This is a genomic window from Mesorhizobium sp. B2-4-14, from assembly GCF_006442155.1.
Taxonomy (GTDB): Bacteria; Pseudomonadota; Alphaproteobacteria; order Rhizobiales; family Rhizobiaceae; genus Mesorhizobium.
Genome location: NZ_VFVA01000061.1, coordinates 1 through 18,522, shown reverse-complemented (window position 1 = coordinate 18,522; position 18,522 = coordinate 1). Strand labels below are relative to the sequence as shown.

16 protein-coding genes and 1 pseudogene are annotated in these 18,522 nt (G+C 63.5%); 3 read left to right on the top strand and 14 right to left on the bottom strand.

The window, feature by feature from the left end; all coding sequences use genetic code 11:
- From FJ938_RS28410 to FJ938_RS28380, 7 genes are all read right to left on the bottom strand, one after another.
- Nucleotides 1-1,256, bottom strand: a 1,256-nt coding sequence (locus tag FJ938_RS28410) for a dihydrolipoamide acetyltransferase family protein (protein WP_140699828.1), incomplete at its 3' end; no start/stop codon positions are given.
- A 3-nt stretch (nucleotides 1,257-1,259) separates the two neighbouring features.
- On the bottom strand, nucleotides 1,260-2,258 hold the full coding sequence (locus FJ938_RS28405; protein ID WP_140699825.1) for an alpha-ketoacid dehydrogenase subunit beta: 999 nt from the start codon (nucleotides 2,256-2,258) through the stop codon (nucleotides 1,260-1,262).
- A complete protein-coding gene (locus FJ938_RS28400) occupies nucleotides 2,258-3,286 on the bottom strand; it encodes a thiamine pyrophosphate-dependent dehydrogenase E1 component subunit alpha (RefSeq protein WP_140699822.1) in 1,029 nt (342 codons plus the stop codon). Before FJ938_RS28400 ends, FJ938_RS28405 begins: the two co-directional genes overlap by 1 nt.
- Nucleotides 3,287-3,288: 2 nt before the next feature.
- Nucleotides 3,289-4,617 (bottom strand): NAD(P)H-dependent oxidoreductase, encoded by a 1,329-nt coding sequence (locus tag FJ938_RS28395; RefSeq protein WP_140699819.1) that lies wholly within the window; start codon nucleotides 4,615-4,617, stop codon nucleotides 3,289-3,291.
- 249 nt (nucleotides 4,618-4,866) lie between these two features.
- On the bottom strand, nucleotides 4,867-5,622 hold the full coding sequence (locus FJ938_RS28390; RefSeq protein WP_140699816.1) for a phosphodiesterase: 756 nt from the start codon (nucleotides 5,620-5,622) through the stop codon (nucleotides 4,867-4,869).
- Nucleotides 5,623-5,641: 19 nt separating this feature from the next.
- Nucleotides 5,642-6,691 (bottom strand): LacI family DNA-binding transcriptional regulator, encoded by a 1,050-nt coding sequence (locus FJ938_RS28385; protein WP_140699813.1) that lies wholly within the window; start codon nucleotides 6,689-6,691, stop codon nucleotides 5,642-5,644.
- A gap of 235 nt (nucleotides 6,692-6,926) precedes the next feature.
- Nucleotides 6,927-7,715: a 3-hydroxybutyrate dehydrogenase gene (locus tag FJ938_RS28380; RefSeq protein WP_140699810.1), complete on the bottom strand. Its 789-nt coding sequence runs from the start codon at nucleotides 7,713-7,715 to the stop codon at nucleotides 6,927-6,929.
- Nucleotides 7,716-7,972: 257 nt separating this feature from the next.
- Here FJ938_RS28380 and FJ938_RS28375 point away from each other — a divergent pair, with 257 nt between their 5' ends.
- Together FJ938_RS28375 and FJ938_RS28370 are read left to right on the top strand one after the other, a co-directional pair.
- Complete coding sequence (locus FJ938_RS28375; protein ID WP_140699807.1) at nucleotides 7,973-8,761, top strand: acetoacetate decarboxylase; 789 nt, start codon at nucleotides 7,973-7,975, stop codon at nucleotides 8,759-8,761.
- Nucleotides 8,754-9,914 (top strand): patatin-like phospholipase family protein, encoded by a 1,161-nt coding sequence (locus FJ938_RS28370; RefSeq protein WP_140699804.1) that lies wholly within the window; start codon nucleotides 8,754-8,756, stop codon nucleotides 9,912-9,914. Before FJ938_RS28375 ends, FJ938_RS28370 begins: the two co-directional genes overlap by 8 nt.
- A 219-nt stretch (nucleotides 9,915-10,133) precedes the next feature.
- On the opposite strand, the gene FJ938_RS28365 is transcribed toward FJ938_RS28370, so the two are convergent.
- A complete protein-coding gene (locus FJ938_RS28365) occupies nucleotides 10,134-11,744 on the bottom strand; it encodes an inorganic phosphate transporter (RefSeq protein ID WP_140608769.1) in 1,611 nt (536 codons plus the stop codon).
- A gap of 106 nt (nucleotides 11,745-11,850) precedes the next feature.
- Between FJ938_RS28365 and FJ938_RS30200 the strand changes: the two are divergent.
- A pseudogene (locus tag FJ938_RS30200) lies at nucleotides 11,851-12,008 on the top strand (carbohydrate kinase family protein); the annotation flags it as partial.
- A 34-nt stretch (nucleotides 12,009-12,042) separates the two neighbouring features.
- On the opposite strand, the gene FJ938_RS28355 reads toward FJ938_RS30200, so the two are convergent.
- From FJ938_RS28355 to FJ938_RS28330, 6 genes are all read right to left on the bottom strand, one after another.
- The gene (locus tag FJ938_RS28355; protein WP_181169209.1) at nucleotides 12,043-12,723 is read right to left on the bottom strand and encodes an SDR family oxidoreductase; all 681 of its coding nucleotides are present in this window, start codon (nucleotides 12,721-12,723) and stop codon (nucleotides 12,043-12,045) included.
- Nucleotides 12,724-12,740: 17 nt separating this feature from the next.
- Nucleotides 12,741-14,144, bottom strand: coding sequence for a GH1 family beta-glucosidase (locus FJ938_RS28350; RefSeq protein ID WP_140699797.1), 1,404 nt, complete (start codon nucleotides 14,142-14,144; stop codon nucleotides 12,741-12,743).
- Nucleotides 14,125-15,774 carry an amino acid ABC transporter permease gene (locus tag FJ938_RS28345; protein ID WP_140699794.1) on the bottom strand — a complete coding sequence of 550 codons (1,650 nt, stop codon included), beginning with the start codon at nucleotides 15,772-15,774 and terminating at the stop codon, nucleotides 14,125-14,127. Before FJ938_RS28345 ends, FJ938_RS28350 begins: the two co-directional genes overlap by 20 nt.
- Nucleotides 15,775-15,840: 66 nt before the next feature.
- A complete protein-coding gene (locus FJ938_RS28340; RefSeq protein WP_140699791.1) occupies nucleotides 15,841-16,587 on the bottom strand; it encodes a transporter substrate-binding domain-containing protein in 747 nt (248 codons plus the stop codon).
- Nucleotides 16,588-16,609: 22 nt separating this feature from the next.
- The gene (locus FJ938_RS28335) at nucleotides 16,610-17,680 is read right to left on the bottom strand and encodes a LacI family DNA-binding transcriptional regulator (protein ID WP_140699789.1); all 1,071 of its coding nucleotides are present in this window, start codon (nucleotides 17,678-17,680) and stop codon (nucleotides 16,610-16,612) included.
- Between the two features lie 230 nt (nucleotides 17,681-17,910).
- On the bottom strand, nucleotides 17,911-18,522 hold a 612-nt coding region (locus FJ938_RS28330), incomplete at its 5' end, for a transporter substrate-binding domain-containing protein (RefSeq protein WP_140699786.1).

The window sequence follows — 18,522 nt, the reverse complement described above, 5'->3', positions numbered from 1 at the left end:
GACATCACCGTGGCGATTTTGATCTCGCCATTCCTGACCACCGCCCGCTCCTCGCCGGCGCCAACCGCCAGGATCGTCGCATGCGGCGGGTTGATCACTGCGGCGAAGTCCTTGATGCCGAACATCCCAAGATTGGACACCGCAGTAGTGCCGCCCTGATACTCTTCCGGCTTCAGTTTGCGGCTGCGGGCACGGCTGGCCAGATCCTTCATCTCGCTGGAGATGGTCGACAGCGTCTTTTCGTCCGCCCTGCGGATGATCGGCGTGATCAGGCCGCCGGGGATCGACACGGCGACGCCCACATCGGCATGCCTGTGCTTGACCATGGCGCTCTCGGTCCAGGAGGCATTGGCATCCGGCACCGCCTTCAAGGCCATGGCCATGGCCTTGATCACCATGTCGTTGACCGAGAGCTTGTAGGCCGGGGCTTCACCCTTATCGGTCTTCCTTGTCGGCGCTGCCGCATTGAGCTGCGAGCGCAGCGCCAGGAGCGCGTCGAGTTCGCAATCGAGCGTCAGGTAGAAATGCGGGATGGTGGTCTTGGCCTCGACCAGCCGCCGCGCAATGGTCTTGCGCATATTGTCGTGCGGAACGAGTTCGTAGGAGCCGGGTTCGAACAGCTTCAGCACTTGGTCGTCCGACATCGCCTTGGGTGGTGCCGCAGGGGCCGGCGTGATTTCAGCCGCGACCGGCAATGCGATCTCGGCGCCCGGTTGCGCAGTGACTGCCGAGCCCTTTGTGGCGACCGCGGCCTCGACATCGGCGCGTACAACGCGGCCCCGGGGACCGCTGCCCCTCACATCGGCAATCGCAAGGCCTGCCTCACGGGCTAAGCGGCGAGCCAGTGGCGTTGCACGCGCAACGGACGACAATTGGCTGATCTCCCCCCCTGTGGGGGAGATGCCCGGCAGGGCAGAGGGGGGCGCGACAGAATGAGAGGCTGGCGGGACGGCGCCCCCCTCTGTCGACTTCGTCGACATCTCCCCCACAAGGGGGGAGATTGGCGCATAAATCTCATCATCGGCATAGATCCAGGCCACCGGCGCGCCGACCGGAATATCGACGCCTTCCCGGCCGGTGACATCGCGCAGGATGCCGCTGGCCGGCGCGTCGATCTCCATCGCCGCCTTGTCAGTCTCGATCTCGAACAGCACGTCGCCCTTCTTGACCTGCTGGCCTTCCGTGGCGAACCAGCGCGAGATCTGTCCGGTCGCCATGTCCATGTCGACCTTGGGAAGAATGACTTCGGTCGGCATCTTTCAGCGAACCCCTTTCACCAGGTCGCGCGCGGCGGTGATGATGTCGGGAACCTGCGGCACTGTGGCCTTTTCCAGCTCCGGATTGTAGGGGATTGGCGTCTCGGCGCCGCCCAGCCGCACGATCGGCGCGTCGAGATAGTCGAACGCCTCGCTCTCGGCGATCATGGCGCTGACCTCGGCACCGATGCCCAGCGTCTTGACCGCCTCGTAGACGCACATCAGTCGCGACGTCTTCTTGACGCTGTCGATGACGGTCTGCTTGTCCATCGGCCGGATGGTCCTCAGGTCCACGACCTCGACATCGATGCCTTCGGCTTCTAGCGTGGCGGCGGCGTCGAGCGCCTTCTGCACCATGATAGAGGTGGCGACGATGGTGAGGTCCCGGCCCTCGCGGCGGATGTCGGCCTTGCCGATCGGCACCGTATAATAGCCTTCGGGAACCGGCCCCTTTGCCTTGTAGAGCAGCTTGTGCTCGAAGATCATCACCGGGTCGGGGTCGGCGACCGCCGCCAGAAGCATGCCCTTGGCATCATAGGGTGTCGCCGGCTGGATGACCTTCAGGCCCGGCACATGGCCGAGCCACGCCTCGAGGCTCTGGCTGTGCTGTGCCGCGGCACCCGTACCCGAGCCGGCGGGAAAGCGCATCACCACGGGCACCGAAACCTCACCACCCAGCATGAAACGCATCTTGGCCGCCTGGTTGACGATCTGCTCCATGGCGAGCGTGGCGAAATCGGAGAACTGGAACTCGAAGATCGGCCGCATGCCGGTAAGCGCCGCACCGACCGCGACGCCAGCGCCACCCAGCTCCGAAATCGGTGTGTCGATCACCCGCTCGGTGCCAAAGCGATCGACAAGATCGCCCGTCACCTGGAAGGCGCCGCCATAAACGCCGATATCCTCGCCCATCAGGAAGACGCGTTCGTCCATGTCCATGGCGATCGCCATGGCCTCCTGGATCGCCTGGGCGTAGCTCAGTTCACGCACCATCGCGTCCATCACGCCTGCTCCGTATACACGTAGTTTCCGGTCTCGCGCACATCCGGCGACGGGCTCACCTTGGCGAACTCGATGCCATCGGCGATTTCCCGCGCCACCGCCTCGCGAATGGCCTCGATGCCCTTGTCGTCGATGAAGCCGAATTCGCGCAGCTCGTTCTCGAACAGCGTGATCGGGTCGCGGTTCGACATCCAGTCCTCGATCTCCTCCTTGGTGCGATAGCGGTTGCGGTCGCTCTTGGAGTGGCCGCGATGGCGGTAGGTCTTGGATTCGATCAGCGTCGGCCCCTCGCCCGCCCGCGCCCGCTTGACGGCCTTGTGCGATGCCTCGGCGACTTCGGAGAAGATGTTGCCGTTGACAATGACGCCAGGCATCGAATAGGCGGCGGCGCGGTCGGCGATGTTCTTGACCGCGGTGGAGCGGGCCGTAGACGTCGACATGCCGTAGCCATTGTTCTCGCAGACAAAAATGACCGGCAGCTTCCACACCGCCGCCATGTTCAGCGCCTCGTGGAAGGCGCCCTCATTGTTGGCGCCGTCGCCGAAGAAGGAGACGACGACCTTGCCGGTCTTCATCATCTTGGACGAGAGCGCCGCGCCGACGGCGATGGGAATGCCGCCACCGACGATGCCGTTGGCGCCAAGATTGCCCTTGGCGACATCGGCGATGTGCATCGAGCCGCCGCGCCCCTTGCAGTAGCCGGTGGTCTTGCCGAAGAACTCGGCGAACATGCGTTTCACCTCGGCCCCCTTGGCGATGCAGTGGCCATGGCCGCGATGCGTCGAGGTGATCTGGTCATCCTCGCCGAGCGGCATGCAGATGCCCATGGCGCTGGCTTCCTGGCCGATCGACAGGTGCATGGTGCCGTGGATCAGGCCACGCATGTAGCTTTCCTCGGCGCCCTCTTCGAAGCGGCGGATAAGGTACATCTTGTAGAGCACCTGCTTGAGCTGTTCGGCGCTGTACTGGCGATAGACGAACGGCAGGTTGGCGCGGCTGTCCGCGACGGCTTTGCTGGCTCCGGCCATGATCAGGCTCCCACGGTTCCGTAGACGAGCTTGTCCTGACGGGCGCGCAGTTCGGCGATCTTGGAACCCGCGGCCGGGGCCGCGTTGGCATAGGTGATGAGCTCGCCCTTCTTGATCGGCGCCGTTATCGAACCGCCCTGCAGCAGGCCGCACGGAATGGCTCTCGCCGCGTGCGCTTCCGGCGCCGTCATGATCCAGGCGCGGTAGCAATATTCGCCGATGGCATCGAGCTTTTCGCCCGGCTGCATGTCCTTCTTGGCCACCGCGCAGACCTCGGCCACCGGCTTTGCCAGCGGCACCATGTCGGCCTTGCCGTAGAGCACGACGCGGGCGCAGGTCAGCGGCACTTCCAGCGACGTCAAATGATAGGGGCGATGGAAAGTGAAGTATGGGCCCTTGCCCATCTTCAGATCTTCCATGCGCTCCGAAATGCGGGGATGCGACATGTCGGCGACGACGAAAACGCCTGGCGCGACGCCCTTGCCGATCGAATAGTCGACAACGCCAACCCTGGACAGCACGCCGCCATCCCTCTGCGGCACCAGCACCTTGTTCAGTTCGCCGAGCGTTGCCGCCGGGCCATGCATGCCGGCCTTGTCCGGCACCAGCCCGGTGGCATTGGCGATCGCCGCCATCTCGACCATCGTCTTCGAACCGTCAACGAATTCGACCAGCATGCGCACATTCATGTGCCGTCGCCTGGCCTCTTCCTCATAGTCGGGCGGCGTGGCGTCGATGTTGAGCGGATTATTCTTGCCCTTGCCGGCGGCGACGATCGGATGGCCCATGGCCGAGACGAATTCGATCAGCTCCATGCAGGAAGACGGCTCGTCGCCGGCGCCCAGCGAATAGGTGACGCCGAGCCGATCGGCCTCGCTCTTGAGGTAGGCGCCGATCGTGACGTCGGCCTCGACATTCATCATCACCAGATGCTTGCCGTGCTCCATGGCGCGCAAGCCGATCTCGGCGCCGACGGCGGGAACACCGGTCGCGTCGATGACGACGTCGATGAGATCATTGTTGATGACCAGGCTGGCATCGTTGGTCACCGCCACCTTGCCGGCCTCCATGGCAGCCGTCATCGCCGAGGCGTTCGACACTTCGCGCGCGTGCCCGGTTTCCTGGAAGGCGATGTCCACCGCCTTGCTGGCGGCGGGCAGGTTGAGCTCCGAGATCGCGCCGATCTCGATGCCCGACATGTGCGCGACGCGGGTAACGATGTCGGTTCCCATTTCGCCGGAGCCGATCAGGCCGATGCGGATGGGCTTGCCCGATTTGCCGCGTTCCTCGAGATCACGGGCAAGGCCCGTCAACGAAACATTCGAAGCCATACCGCTCTTCCTCCCACATTGCAGGCTCATTCAGTCACTTGACGGGTATTGAACATCTGTATTTCTGTCAAGACTAATGTCCAAAATCAGCGCACTTCGTGAACCCTTCGAAGGCCTCCGGCAGGCGCGGAACAGCCGCCGGAAGAAGCCGTGTCCTGTGCGATGCGACAGACTGTGGAAGCAGAAAGATATCAAACAGCTCCGCGAACCGGGCGGATCATCGTCGAGATGCTGTCGACGCCCCGCGTGTTATCCGACGATCGGCAACTCTCGGAAGTGCACGATCACCCCATCCGCGTCGATGAAGATGACCGCGTAGGCGGGCGACTCATGGCCCAGGCTCCAGCTGTCGGAAAAATCGAGCGCGGTCTGGTGGTTGGTGCTGCGCAGCGTGCTGACCGGTATGCCGCGCCAGCTGCCGGCGATCAGCCGGTGGACATGGCCGGCGAAGATGTGGCGGACATTGCCATGGCGCGCTAGGAGATCGTGGAATGTATCGGCGTCGGCGAGCTTGACCGCGTCGAGCACCGGCATGTGTATCCGGAACGGCGGGTGGTGCATGAACAGGAAGACCGGCCGGTCATGCGCCTCTTGCAGACGTTCGTCGAGCCAGCCGAGGCGCGCGGCGCACAGCCTGCCCTCGACTTGGCCACTGTCCAGCGTATCAAGCAGGATCAGCCGACCTTCGCTGCCGTCGAAAACGCTCTGCACGAACCCTTGCTCGGCGGCATGGGGGAACATTTCAAGGAAAACCGCGCGGTCGTCGTGGTTGCCGAGCATCAGCCGGCAGGCCGGAGAAAATTGCGCCAGCCTCTCCCGCAACGCCGCATAGGCGGCGCGCTCGCCATCATTGGTCAGATCCCCCGATATCACCACCAGATCGGCATCGGCATGGTTTTCGCCGATATCCGCCAGGCAGGCGTCCAGCCTGGCGAGCGGATCGGAGCCGTAGAGAAGGCCACCCGGCGCCATCAGATGCGGGTCGGAGAGCTGGATGATCTTCATGGGCATCGACCTCGGGACTTCAGGAGGAATTGTTCGAAAGCCGCTCAGCGTCATGCGGGACAAAACTGCCGCGCACGACCAGCGGCACGGCCAGACGCTCGCGAATGGGCGCCATATCCGGTTTCCGCTGGCGCAGGTCGAGCAATGCGACGGCCCTGGCAGCCATGGTCTCCGGGTCCTGACGGAAGGTGGTCAGCCGGTAGGCAAGCCAGCCGGCTTCCGGCACATCGTCGAAGCCGATCACGCAGAGATCGCCGGGAATGTCGAGCCCGACCTGACGGGCATGGTCCATGACGCCGAAAGCAATGAGGTCGTTGACGCAGAAGATTGCCTCTGGCCGGCTCTGGCCGTCGATCAGCGCCCTGCCCGCCTGCAGTCCGCCGGCATAGTCCGTATCCCTGCCGCGCGCGATCACGACCTCGGCCCCCAGGCGCGCCGCCTCGGCGCGGAACGCATCCTCGCGCTCGGTGATGGTGGGCGTGCCCGACAGCGAGCCCGCCAGGCCGAGCTTCGTCATGCCGCGCGCGACGAACAGCGCCGCTGCCAGCTTCGCAGCCGCGCGGCCGTCGGTCTGGATGTGATCGGCCTCCGGTTCTGAACGGCCGATCACCACAAGCGGCTGGCCGTTGCGCCGCGCCAGTTCGAAGAAGGATGATGGCGGCGAGCCGGACAGGATGATGGTCGCCTCGGCGCGATGGCCGAGCAGCGTCTTCTGGGCCGATATCAGCTCCTGTTCGGTCTGGCCGGTGTTGATCATCACAGGAACATTGCCGCGATGAATCAGGGCCTTGGTGAGCGCCGCGGCGAGATGGGCGCGAAAACCGACTTCCGGCTTGGTCACCACCAGCCCCACCAGCCGGCTCTGGTTGGCGAGCAGGCCGCGCGCGAGGTCGTTGACCTGATATCCGAGTTCCTCGGCCGCGCGCATGATCTTCTCGCGCGTTTCCGTGGCGACGCTGGCGCCCGGCGTGAAGGCGCGCGACACCGCCGAGCGCGAGACGCCGGCCTGGCGCGCGACATGCAGCGCGCTGACCGAGCGAAGCTTGTCCGAGGTCTTATCCACCGTCATCGGTCGAAGCTCATGCCGACGTCCCTTTTTTGCACAGCTGTGCATTGCCGCACGCAGGCAGGCGTTCTCCGGGTATCTCGAATAGGAGGTCCAGGTAACGGATTGATGACGGCTCGAAGGGAAAGCCTCTCCTCTCTCCCTTCTTTAGCCGGTCACTCGTCACGGCGCATCGCTGCCGAACAACTCCAATCATCCTGCGGCGATTGGGAATTGCTGGCGATCCAGCCAGACGGCGCTACTGCGCCGTCCAGCCGCCATCCATCGGCAGTGTGGTGCCGGTGATCTGCTTGGCGGAATCCGAGCACAGGAACAGCGTCAGCGCCGCAAGTTCTTCCACGGTGACGAATTCCTTGGTCGGCTGCGCGGCGAGCAGCACATCATGCTTGACCTGTTCCTCGGTCATGCCGCGCGCCTTCATCGTGTCGGGTATCTGCTTCTCGACCAGCGGCGTCCAGACATAGCCGGGTGCGATGGCGTTGACGGTGATGCCGTCCTGCGCGACTTCCAGGGCCACAGTCTTGGTCAAGCCCGATATGCCGTGCTTGGCCGACACATAGGCCGACTTGAACGGCGAGGCGACCAGGGCATGCGCGGAAGCCGTGTTGATGATGCGGCCCCATTTGCGCGCCTTCATGCCGGGCACCACCGCCTTGATGGCGTAGAAGGCCGCGAGCAGATTGATACGGATGATGGCTTCCCACTTGTCGTCGGGGAATTCCTCGATCGGCGCGACATGCTGGATGCCGGCATTGTTGACCAGGATGTCGAGGCTGCCGAACGCGGCCTCGGCGTCATGCACCATTGCGCTCACCGCCGCGCCGTCCATCATATTGGCATCGGAGTAGCGGCACTTGACGCCGAAATCCTTCTCGATGCCGGTGCGCTCCTGCTTGATCGCGGCGGCGTCGCCAAGGCCGTTGATGGTGACGTTGGCGCCCTCGGCGGCGAAGGCACGGGCGATGGCCAGACCGATACCGCTGGTCGAACCGGTAACGAGGGCATTCTTCGAGGACAGGAAACCCATGATGATCTCGCGAAGTGGGAGGGGAATAGGACGATATAAATTGTGCGTCGCAGCATGACAATGACAGAGCCATGTGTCGGTGCGATTACAGCCAGACGACAGCGCCGGCACGCTCCCCGCGGTCCGGAACCACGGCCGTCAGGCTGACACGGCACTGTCATGGTGCCGTGTCACATAATTGGTGCGCCTTCGCGCGGTCATTCCTGAACGCAATTCGCCTGACGAAACTTCACCTGACAAAACCTTGGGGGTGCAGCTTGGAAATCGCCGATGTCTTGAAGCGCGCCTATGCGATGCCGCTGACCAACCCGTCTTTTCCGCCCGGCCCCTACCGTTTCTTCGACCGCGAATACATCATTATCACCTACCGCACGACGCGCGAGGCGCTCGAAGCCGTCGTGCCGGCGCCGCTGGAGATCGACGAGCCGCTGGTCAAGTACGAATTCATCCGCATGCCCGATTCGACCGGCTTCGGCGACTACACCGAGACCGGCCAGGTTATCCCGGTGCGCTACAAGGGCCAGCATGGCGGCTACGTCCATTCGATGTATCTCGACGACGACGCACCGATCGCCGGCGGGCGCGAGCTGTGGGGGTTTCCAAAGAAGCTGGCCAACCCCAAGATCGTCCATGAGGGCGAGGTGATCGTCGGCACGCTGCACTATGGCAGCGTTCTGTGCGCCACCGGCACGATGGGCTACAAGCACCGCGAGGCTGACCACGATTCCGTGCTTGCCTCGCTCGCCGCGCCCAATTTCCTGATCAAGATCATCCCGCATGTGGACGGCACGCCGCGCATCTGCGAGCTGGTGCGCTATTACCTCACCGATATCACGCTGAAAGAAGCCTGGACGGCGCCGGCCGCGCTCGATCTGCGGCCCCACGTCATGGCCGACGTGGCGAAGCTGCCGGTGCTCGACATCGTGTCCGCCGTCCACTTCAAAGCCGATCTGACGCTCGGGTTGGGCGAGGTGGTCCACGACTATCTTGCCGGTTACAGCCAGCTCGCAAACAGCACAACCCTGCCGGAGAAAATTCGTGCTTGAACGCAACCGAAACAAGGAAGCCGCCGCCACCATCGAGGAGATCTCGGCGCAATACGACCGCATCGCTCTGGTGTTCCAGGGCGGCGGTGCGCTCGGCGCCTACCAGGCCGGCGTCTACCAGGCGCTGGCCGAGGCCGGCTGCGAGCCGAGCTGGCTGTCCGGCGTCTCGATCGGCGCCATCAACGCCGCGATCATCGCCGGCAATGAGTCCAGCCGCCGGCTGCAGCGGCTGGAGCAGTTCTGGCAGACGATCTCGGGCCGCAAGATCTGGTCGTATACGCCGGAGGGCGACATCTACCGCGACATCCGCAACCGCACCTCCTCGTGGATGACGATGACCATGGGCCAGCCCGGCTTCTTCAAGCCGCGCAATCCCAATCCCTGGTTCGAGCATACCGGCGCCGAGGGCGCCACCAGCTTCTACGACACCGCCGAACTGAAGGATACGCTGGAGAGCCTGATCGACTTCGATGTCCTGAATGACGCCAGGAAGCGGTTGAGCGTCGGCGCGGTCAATGTCCGGACCGGCAACTTCGTCTATTTCGACACCGACAAGGTGCGCATCGGACCCGAGCACATCATGGCCAGTGGCGCGCTGCCGCCCGCCTTCCCGTCGGTCCGCATCGAGGGCGAGTACTACTGGGACGGAGGCATCGTCTCCAACACGCCGCTGCAGTATCTGCTCGACCAGGAAGAGGACCGCTCCTCGCTGGTGTTCCAGGTCGACCTGTTCAGCGCCCGCGGCGTCCTGCCACGCGGCATGGCAGACGTGCTGTCGCGCCACAAGGACATCATGTATTCCAGCCGCACGCGCCAGAACACCGACAATTTCCAGCGCATCCACGCGCTCAAGATGAAGCTGCTCGAGGCGCTGAAGCGCGTGCCTCCCGAATTGCTGAAAGACGGCGAGAAGGAGCTGATCGCCGACTATTCCGACGCCGGCGTTGTCAACATCGTCCACCTGATCTACCAGCACAAGGGCTACGAGGGACACGCCAAGGACTATGAATTCTCCGGCACCTCGATGCGCGAGCACTGGGAGATGGGCCTGGAGGACACGCAGCGCACCTTGCGCCATCGCCAGTGGCTGACCCTGCCGACCAATGTCGAGGGCGTCGCCATCCACGATCTGCACCGCGAGGACCCGACCTAGCCAAACCCGCGCGGTGATTTTTCACCGGTATCAGACCTATTGTCGGCGAGATTCCAGTCGCTCGGACGACGAGGCGATGGGCGTTTCGCGCCAATCTCCAAGGCATGAGCCCCTTCAACGTAAATGCGCATATTCTCTTGAAGACTTGCCCCTCGCTCAAAGAGAAAGGCAGCGCTGGTCGCTGGCGCTGCCTTTGTGTTCGAGAACCTTCGGCTCCGCTCAGAACACCTGGCGGAAGACGATGAACAGGACGAAGGCGAGCGCGATCGAGCACGGCAGCGTCAGCACCCAGGCGAGCAGCAGGTTGCGCACCGTGGACCACTGCAGGCCGGAGCCGTTGGCCGCCATCGTACCGGCGACGCCCGACGACAGAACGTGGGTGGTCGATACCGGCAGTCCGAGACGGTCGGCCATGCCGATGGTCACCATTGCAACGAGTTCGGCCGCCGCGCCCTGGCCGTAGGTCAGGTGGCTCTTGCCGATTTTTTCGCCGACGGTGACGACGATGCGCTTCCAGCCGACCATCGTGCCGAGTCCGAGAGCCAGCGCGACAGCCACCTTCACCCAGAGCGGGATGAACTTCGTCGCATTGTCGACGGCCTTGTGGTAGTCGGTGACTGCCTTCAGGTCGTCGTCCTTCATCGGCAGCAGCTTCTTCTTGTCGATCAGCTTCAGCGCTTCACCGATCAGGTAGATGTCGTTGCGCGCGTTGCTGACCAGATCGGTCGGCACCTTTTCGACCGAAGCATAGGGCTGCAGCTCGGCGGTGGTGTTGTGAATATAGGTCTGCAGAGCAATGGTCGTCTGATCGGTCCACGTCTTGCTGCGCACGGCTTCCTGCACGGCAGCCTTTGCAGCATTGGCATCGGCAACGGTGACGCCGGGCTTGACATATTTGCCCAGCGCCGTCTCGACGTTGACGGAAGCCGACTTGTAGGCCTCGAGATAGTTGATGTCGGGCGTGCGGTTGAGCGCGTAGGCGGTCGGCACGACGCCGATCAGGATGAGCATGATCAGGCCCATGCCTTTCTGTCCGTCATTGGAGCCGTGCGCGAAGCTGACGCCGGTGCAGGTGAAGATCAGCAAGGCGCGGATCCACCAGGGCGGCGGGGCATTGCCCTTCGGCGCTTCATAAAGAGCCGGGTTGCGCACCAGCAATTTCATCACATAGAGCAGGATGGCGGCGGCGAAGAAGCCGATAATCGGCGACACCAGCAAGGTCGTGCCGACATTGGTCGCCTGCCCCCAATCGACGCCGCTGGTGGCGCTTCCGGCTGGCGCCATGAACTGGTTGGCGAGGCCGACGCCGATGATCGAGCCGACCATCGTGTGCGAGCTCGACGCCGGCAGGCCGAGGAACCAGGTACCGAGGTTCCACAGGATCGCCGCGACGAGCAGCGCGAACACCATGGCGAAGCCCGAGGAGGAGCCAACCTGCAGGATAAGCTCGACCGGGAGCAGCGACAGGATGCCGAAGGCGACCGCGCCGCTTGAGGTGAGCACTCCGAGGAAATTGAAAACGCCTGACCACATCACGGCGAATTCGGCCGGCAGGGAACGCGTGTAGATGACGGTCGCCACCGCATTGGCGGTGTCGTGGAAACCGTTGACGAATTCGAAGCCGAGCGCGATCAGCAGGGCGATGCCGAGCAGGATCCACGGCACGGTCTTGGCCACCGCCAGATCCTGGCTGAGCGCGTAGCCGACATAGATGATGCCAACCAGCACCAGCACACCGAACGCAGGCAGGAACCACTTGGCGCCGCCCGATTGATCCAGCGGATGATCCGGCCTCGGGATGCCCGCTTCACTAGAAACTATGTCCACCATGTCCCACTCCTTTTGCATTGCAGCAAAGACCTGGGAAAGACGCTATGTCCGCACGATGAACCCTGTATGACGCGAAGAGGCGGCTTTGCGCCTATGCCGGACCAGCCCTGAGCAGGCCGCGCGAGAAATCCGCTCCAGCATGCGCGAAGGCGCGACCTTCGTCGTCAAGCGCGGACCGCGAGGCGCCATCGCCATTGGCCCCGACGGCGCGCTTGTCGAGGCGTCGCACCCGATGTCCGCGTTGTCGACACGATCGGCTCCGGCGGAGGCATCCAGCGTGGAGACCGGGTGCTTTCGACTACCACCCGATAGGGACGCCGTCGAACGTCTGGAAGGAGCCGCTGTCTCCAGGCGTCGCACTATCGATGATGGTGCGCAGGCCCCGCGCACTGTCCTCGACCGCCAGAATCGCCTGATCGCCTCCCATATCCGTCTTTACCCAACCTGGATGGAGCGACAACACCGTTATCCCGTCGACGCGCAAATCCTGCGCCAACTGAGCGCAGACCATGTTGAGCGCTGACTTCGAGCAGCGGTAGGCATAGTCGTCGTCATAATCATCGAGTAGCCCTTCAGCCATCGAGCCGGCCCGACTGCCGATATTGGCGATGACGCGCATGCGCCCCGCAACCAGGTTCGGGCGCAGCGCCCTCGCCAGCAACAACGGACCGAGCGTGTTCGTCCGCACGACCTTCAGGAATTCATCCGGGGCAAAGCTGTGCAGGCCAGGGATTTCGCTGCGGATGGCGGCGTTGTTGACAAGCACATCCACGGGCCTGCCGGCGAGCCGCGTGGCAAGGTCGCAAATGGAAGCGGGATCGGCGACATCGAGCGGCTGGAACTCGATTCGACCTGCGCAACCTTGAGCCGGATGCGTGCGCCCGGAAGCGATCACACGCCAGCCATGGTGGGCGTATTGCACCGCCAGCTCGTGGCCGAGCCCGCGCCCGGCGCCAGTTATGAGGACCGTTGCCGCCACGCCCTTCCGCAGCCAAGTCAGGCGCTCTTGGCAACCGGCACGGTTTCCTGCCGGGCAATCATGGCGTAGACCTCGCCGGAATATTTGATCTGGCGTTGCTGCGTGGCGAAATCGACATGGGTGATGCCGAAGGGCGTCGTATAGCCATAGGCCCATTCGAAATTGTCGGTCAGTGTCCAGGCGAAATAACCCCGCACCGGCACGCCCTCGACCGCCGCCTTGGCCACTTGCTCGAGATGATCGACATAATAGGCGGCGCGCAGATCGTCCCAGACACGCCCGTCGTCGCCAACCTGTTCCGGCGTCGTGGCGACGCCGTTCTCGGAAATGTAGATTGCCTGCGGCGCATAGCGGTCGTTCACATAACGCAGGATGTCGTACATGCAGCGCGGCCATATCTCGTAGTCGACCGCCGAATAGATGCCTTCCGGTTGCACCCGTCGATAGCTTAGCGGCGCGAGTTCGTCACCCGCCGCGATCACCGAGCGACGGTAGATGTTGATGCCCAAATAATCCACCGGCGCGGCGATGATCTGATTATCCCGCGCATCGATCGGCGGCAGCAGATCGCCGTAGAGCTCCAGCATGTCTTGTGGGTATGTGCCCTTGAAGACGGCATCGAGAAACCAGCGGTTCTGGGCGCCATCGAAGCGCCGTGTCGCCGCGACATCGCGCGGATCATCGGTAGCGGCCTCCGCGACGTTGAGATCGAAGACGATGCCGATTGACGCATCCGCCACTTCGGCCCGGATGACTGGAACAGCCAGGCCATGCCCCAGCAATGCGTGATGACTGGCGGTCACGCCGCCTTTCACACCATCGCGCAATCCCGGCGCATCCTCACCGGTTGCATGTCCCGACCAGCAGAAGGTCCAGGGCTCGTTGAGGGTCGTCCATTTCTTGACGCGATCGCCGAAGCTGCGGGCGGCAAGCCCGGCATAATCGGCAAAGGCGGTGGCGGTTTCGCGACTGTACCAGCCGCCACGGTCTTGCAATGCCTGCGGAAGGTCCCAGTGGTAGAGCGTTGCATAGGGCTCGACGCCGGCTTCAAGCAGATCGTCGACCAGCCGGTCGTAGAAAGCGATACCCTTGGCGTTGGCGTCGCCTCGACCTTCGGGAAGAAGCCGCGTCCAGGCGAAGGAAAAGCGATAGGCGCCAAGGCCGAGCGCCTTGAGCACACCGATATCTTCCTTCCAGCGATGATAGTGATCGCAGGCGACGTCACCGCTCGAGCCATCCACGATCACGCCGGGAACCCGGCAGAACCGGTCCCACATGCTTTCGCCCTTGCCGTCCGCGTCATGCGCACCCTCGATCTGATAGGCTGCGGTCGCGGCGCCGAACACGAAGCCTTGCGGAAAGACCAGTCCGGCGGCGCGGGCTTCGAGGGTCCGGCGTGCGTTATCGATGCTTGATGTCATATTTTCTCTCGATGGTGCTGACGAGGCTTGCCGCCGCCAACGTCAGGAAAATGTAGAAGATGGCGGCTGAGTTGTAGGGCGCGAACGGCAGGAAACTTGCCGACTGGAATTCCCGCATACGCTGCGTGATGTCACGGATCGACAGGATCGAGAGCAGGGACGTGTCCTTGAGGATGGCGATCAGTTCGTTGCCGAGCGGCGGAATGATGATGCGGAAGGCTTGCGGCAACACAACCAGCCGGGTGGTACGCCAGCCATTGAGGCCGAGACTGTGCGCTGCCTCGATCTGGCCCGCAGGGATTGCATTGATGCCGGAACGAAATATTTCGGCGAGATAGGCCGAATAGGCCAGCGCCATGGCGGCAATGCCGCGCACCAGGTTCGGCGGATCGACCACGCCCTGCGTCGCGTCCTTGAGCGCGCCGGCGAGCGGCAGGCCGACATAGAGAACGATAACCAGCATCGGGATGCCACGGATCGTGTCGACGATGAATTCCGAGCCGATGGAGAGCGGGTGCCTGCGGTGGATATGACCGCCGAAGGTCAGCAGCCCAAGCACGATCGCCAGCACCGCGAGCGTAATGCCGAACGCCTTGTCGCGATCGTTCAACGCCTCCGCTTGCCACAGCACGGGCAATGCGCCCGGCGCCGTTGCGGCGGGGACAAGTGCCGCGCTGATATCGGGAGCCTTGCCGATTGCGTCGAGCGCTTCCGGCGCGCCACGAAAGGTGCGCAGCGGCACGTCGCGGTCGGGACCTCCGGGAAATTGCCCGTAGCGGACGGGACCAAGTATCCCGGACGGGGTACCGGCCGTGACAGCGACCTTCCCGGCGAGAGACCCCACAAGCACATAGCTGTCGCGCGGCTGGAGCAGGAACCACGCGGCAGCGCAGATCATGAGGATGGTTGCCGCGATGCAGGTTAGGTCCGCCCGCCAGCTGTATTTGAGCTTGAGGAGCCCGACCCAGAGCAACCCCATCATTGCCGCCAGCATATAGGCGGCGACGGCCGCCCGGATCGTCGTGGCGACACCCGCCGCGAATGCGATATGCGCGAAAAGCAGGATGAAAGCCAACCCGGCGCCGTTCACCGCCGCAAGTGCGAAGCGGGCACAACCGTGCGTCGCGTTGCCTGTGCCATTGCGGGCGGCGATGAAGAATGCACCGAGGATCACGATCGTCAGGCCGAAATAGGCTCGCAACAGGAGTGCGGCCTGGCCGCGCACCATGAGGTCGGCGGCATCCGTCAATCGCCGCGGCGTAAGGCCCTGAACCACCAGATTGGAGGTGAACGGATCGACGGCGTTCGCCACGACCGATGCCACGAAGGGATAGGCCACGCCGGTTGTCGCAAGCACCATCGCGGCGGCAAGGTTGACCCCGGCCGCGACGATCGCGAGACGCGGTGACCTGGACGAAGCACGCGAGAACCCGACCACGGCAAGGCCGGCGAAAAAGGCGACAGCCAGCGCCAGAAAGCCAGGCACGAAGACCGACGAGCCGTTCTCCACGCCCAGGATGGCGCGAAGCGAGCGCTGATAGTTAATCGACGAAGCGAAGAGATAGACGATGAACGGCAAAGCCGCGACGATGATCAGATTGCTGGGCCGCAGGCGCATCAGAAACTGCATCCGGTCCCGTCCCTCCCTCACGGCGGCTCCGGTGCCCAGCACCCGGAGCCAAAGTCTTTCAAGCGGCTATTTCACGCCCCAGTATTTGGCGATCAGCGCGTCGAGGCTGCCATCGGCCTTGATGGCCTTCAGCCCTTCGTTGAAGGCGGCGACATTCTCGTCACCCTTGCGGAAGACCAGCCCCAGGGGATCGGATTGGAGATTCCTGATCGGCACCACCAGTTCGCCCGCGAATTCCTTTTCATACGCGGCAGCATTGGCGCCATTGATCACGACGCCGTCCACGTCCTTGTTCTTCAGCGCTATGACGGAGGCCGCGAAACTGTCATACGCGACCACATTGTCCTTGCCGACAATGCTTTCGGCGACCTGTGAGTCGGTAGTGTTGGCTTGCGCCGAGAGCTTCTTGCCTTTCGCCTTGAAGTCGTCGAGCGACAGGCCCTCGTCTTCAACGCGCATGAGGACGGCCTGACTGTTGATGATGTAGGGGTCCGAGAAATCCATCGCCTTCTTGCGTTCGTCGGTGATGGATACGCCGGAAGCGACCAGGTCGAAACTTCCCTGGTCGAGAGCGGCGAAGATACCATCCCAGCCGGTGGTGACGAATTCAGCCTTGCAGTTGATCTTGCCGCAGACCGCCTTGATCACATCGACGTCGAAACCGACGATCTGGCCGCTCGCCGCGTCGACGCTTTCCATCGGCGGCGAGGTGGTGTCGGAACCCACCTTCAGCACCTTTCCTCCGAGGTCGGCGGCGCCGGCAGTGCCGGCCGCCAATAGCGCCACCGCAAGTCCGATCAGAATCTTCTTCATGCTCTTTCCTCCCATGTCATGATTAGCGGCGGTTTCGCCCGCCGAGATTGTCCGGCTGCCGGCCGATGAGCTCGGGTCTCGAGACCATGGTGAGCCTTGCCGGATCCTCGCCCGCCATGCGTCGCAGCAGAAACTCCCCGAGCTTGCGGCCGAGGAGTTCGATTGGTTGGTAGAATGTCGTGATCGGCGGGGTGAAGTACGCGCTGACGTTGATATCGTCATAGGCGATGACGTCGACATCCACCCCGACGCGCCGGTCGAGGCTGCCCAGCGCCGACAGGACGCCCAGGGTGGTGGATTCGTTGATGCACACCAGGGCGGTGGGCGGGCTGGGCAAGCCAAGAAGTCTGAGCGCGCTGTCACGGCCGAAGCGGGTGGACAGATCGCCGTCGGCCACAAGGTCCATCGATGTGGCAAGCCCTGCCTCGTCGAAGGCGCGCGAAAAGCCGTCAATCCTGTCCAGGGCATAGGAAAGACGGCGATCCGCGTTGATCAGCGCTATCCGCCGATGTCCGCCCGCTATCAGCCGGGCCGTGGCGGTGAATGCCGCCCATTCATTGTCGACATCGACATGGGCATAGGTGAGCGGCTTGCGGCATCGGCCGAGCGACACGAACGGAAAATCGCTTTCGACCAGCAGGTCGATACGCGGATCGTCGGCCTGCACGCCGGAAAAGATCAGGCCGTCGGCCGCGCTCTGGTCGACGATGCGACGGGCTGTGTCGAAGGCGTCGCCGAAATCCCGGAAACCGTGAACGGAGAGCTGATAATCGCTGTTTTCCAGCGCCTGGCTTATGCCGCTCAGGATCTGTGTGTATTCAACGCCGTCCCACTCATAGCCGGCAGCGGACGTTATCGGCATCAGCACCGCCGCCCGATAGGTCTTGCCGGTCCTCAGCGCCATGCCTCGGATGTTCGCCTGATAGCCCAGATTTCGCGCGGCGGCGACGATGGCGTCCCTGGTCTGCTGGGCGACCACGGGGGAACCGCGCAGAGCCTTCGAGACGGTGGCGATCGAAAAACCCGTATGGGCCGCCAACGTCTTGATCGTCGGCGAAAGTTCCCGGTGTTCAGATTTTTTGCTCGCTGCCATGGACCGCTGCTAACCCAAGAGGTCAGCATCCGTAACATCGGGTAAAAACGTTTTCAAGAATAATAAAAACGTTTTTATACACCGCGGATTCGAACATCGATCGAAGGACAAGAGCGGCGATGATGCGCGACGGCACAGATCACCGCTCCGTTCCGTGAAGTGGAATGGCCGGGCAAGGAGCCCAAGGCCAGCTGCCGGCCCGGCACCAAACAGGCGTTCGGCTTTCAGGCTTAGCGCGCGGGCGGCGCATACATCAGGCCGCCGGCATTCCACAGCGCGTTGATGCCGCGCGCGATCTTCAGCTGGCTCGACTGGCCGAGGTTGCGTTCGAAGATCTCGCCATAATTGCCGACCTTGGCGACGATGTTGTAGGCGAAGGCCGGCTCGAGCCCGATCTGCTTGCCGTTGTCGCCCTCGACACCGAGGAACCGGCGGATCGTCGGGTTCTGCGACTTCAGCGAGGCTTCCGCATTGGCTTGCGTGATGCCGTCCTCTTCCGCCTCGATCAGCGAGAACAGCGTCCAGCGCACGACATCGAACCACTTGTCGTCGCCCTTGCGCACGGCCGGACCCAGCGGCTCCTTCGAGATGATCTGCGGCAGCACCGTGAAAGCCGCGGGATCGGTCAGCTTCAGGCGCTGCGCATAAAGCGCCGAAGCGTCCGTGGTGTAGACATCGCAGCGGCCGCTGTCGAACGCCTTGATGATGCTGTCGGCGGAATCGATGACGACCGCCTCGTACTTCATCTTGTTGGCGGTGAAGTAGTCGGCGACGTTCTGCTCGGTGGTGGTGCCTTGTTCCGCACACACCGTTGCGCCAGAGAGCTTCAGCGCGCTGTCCAC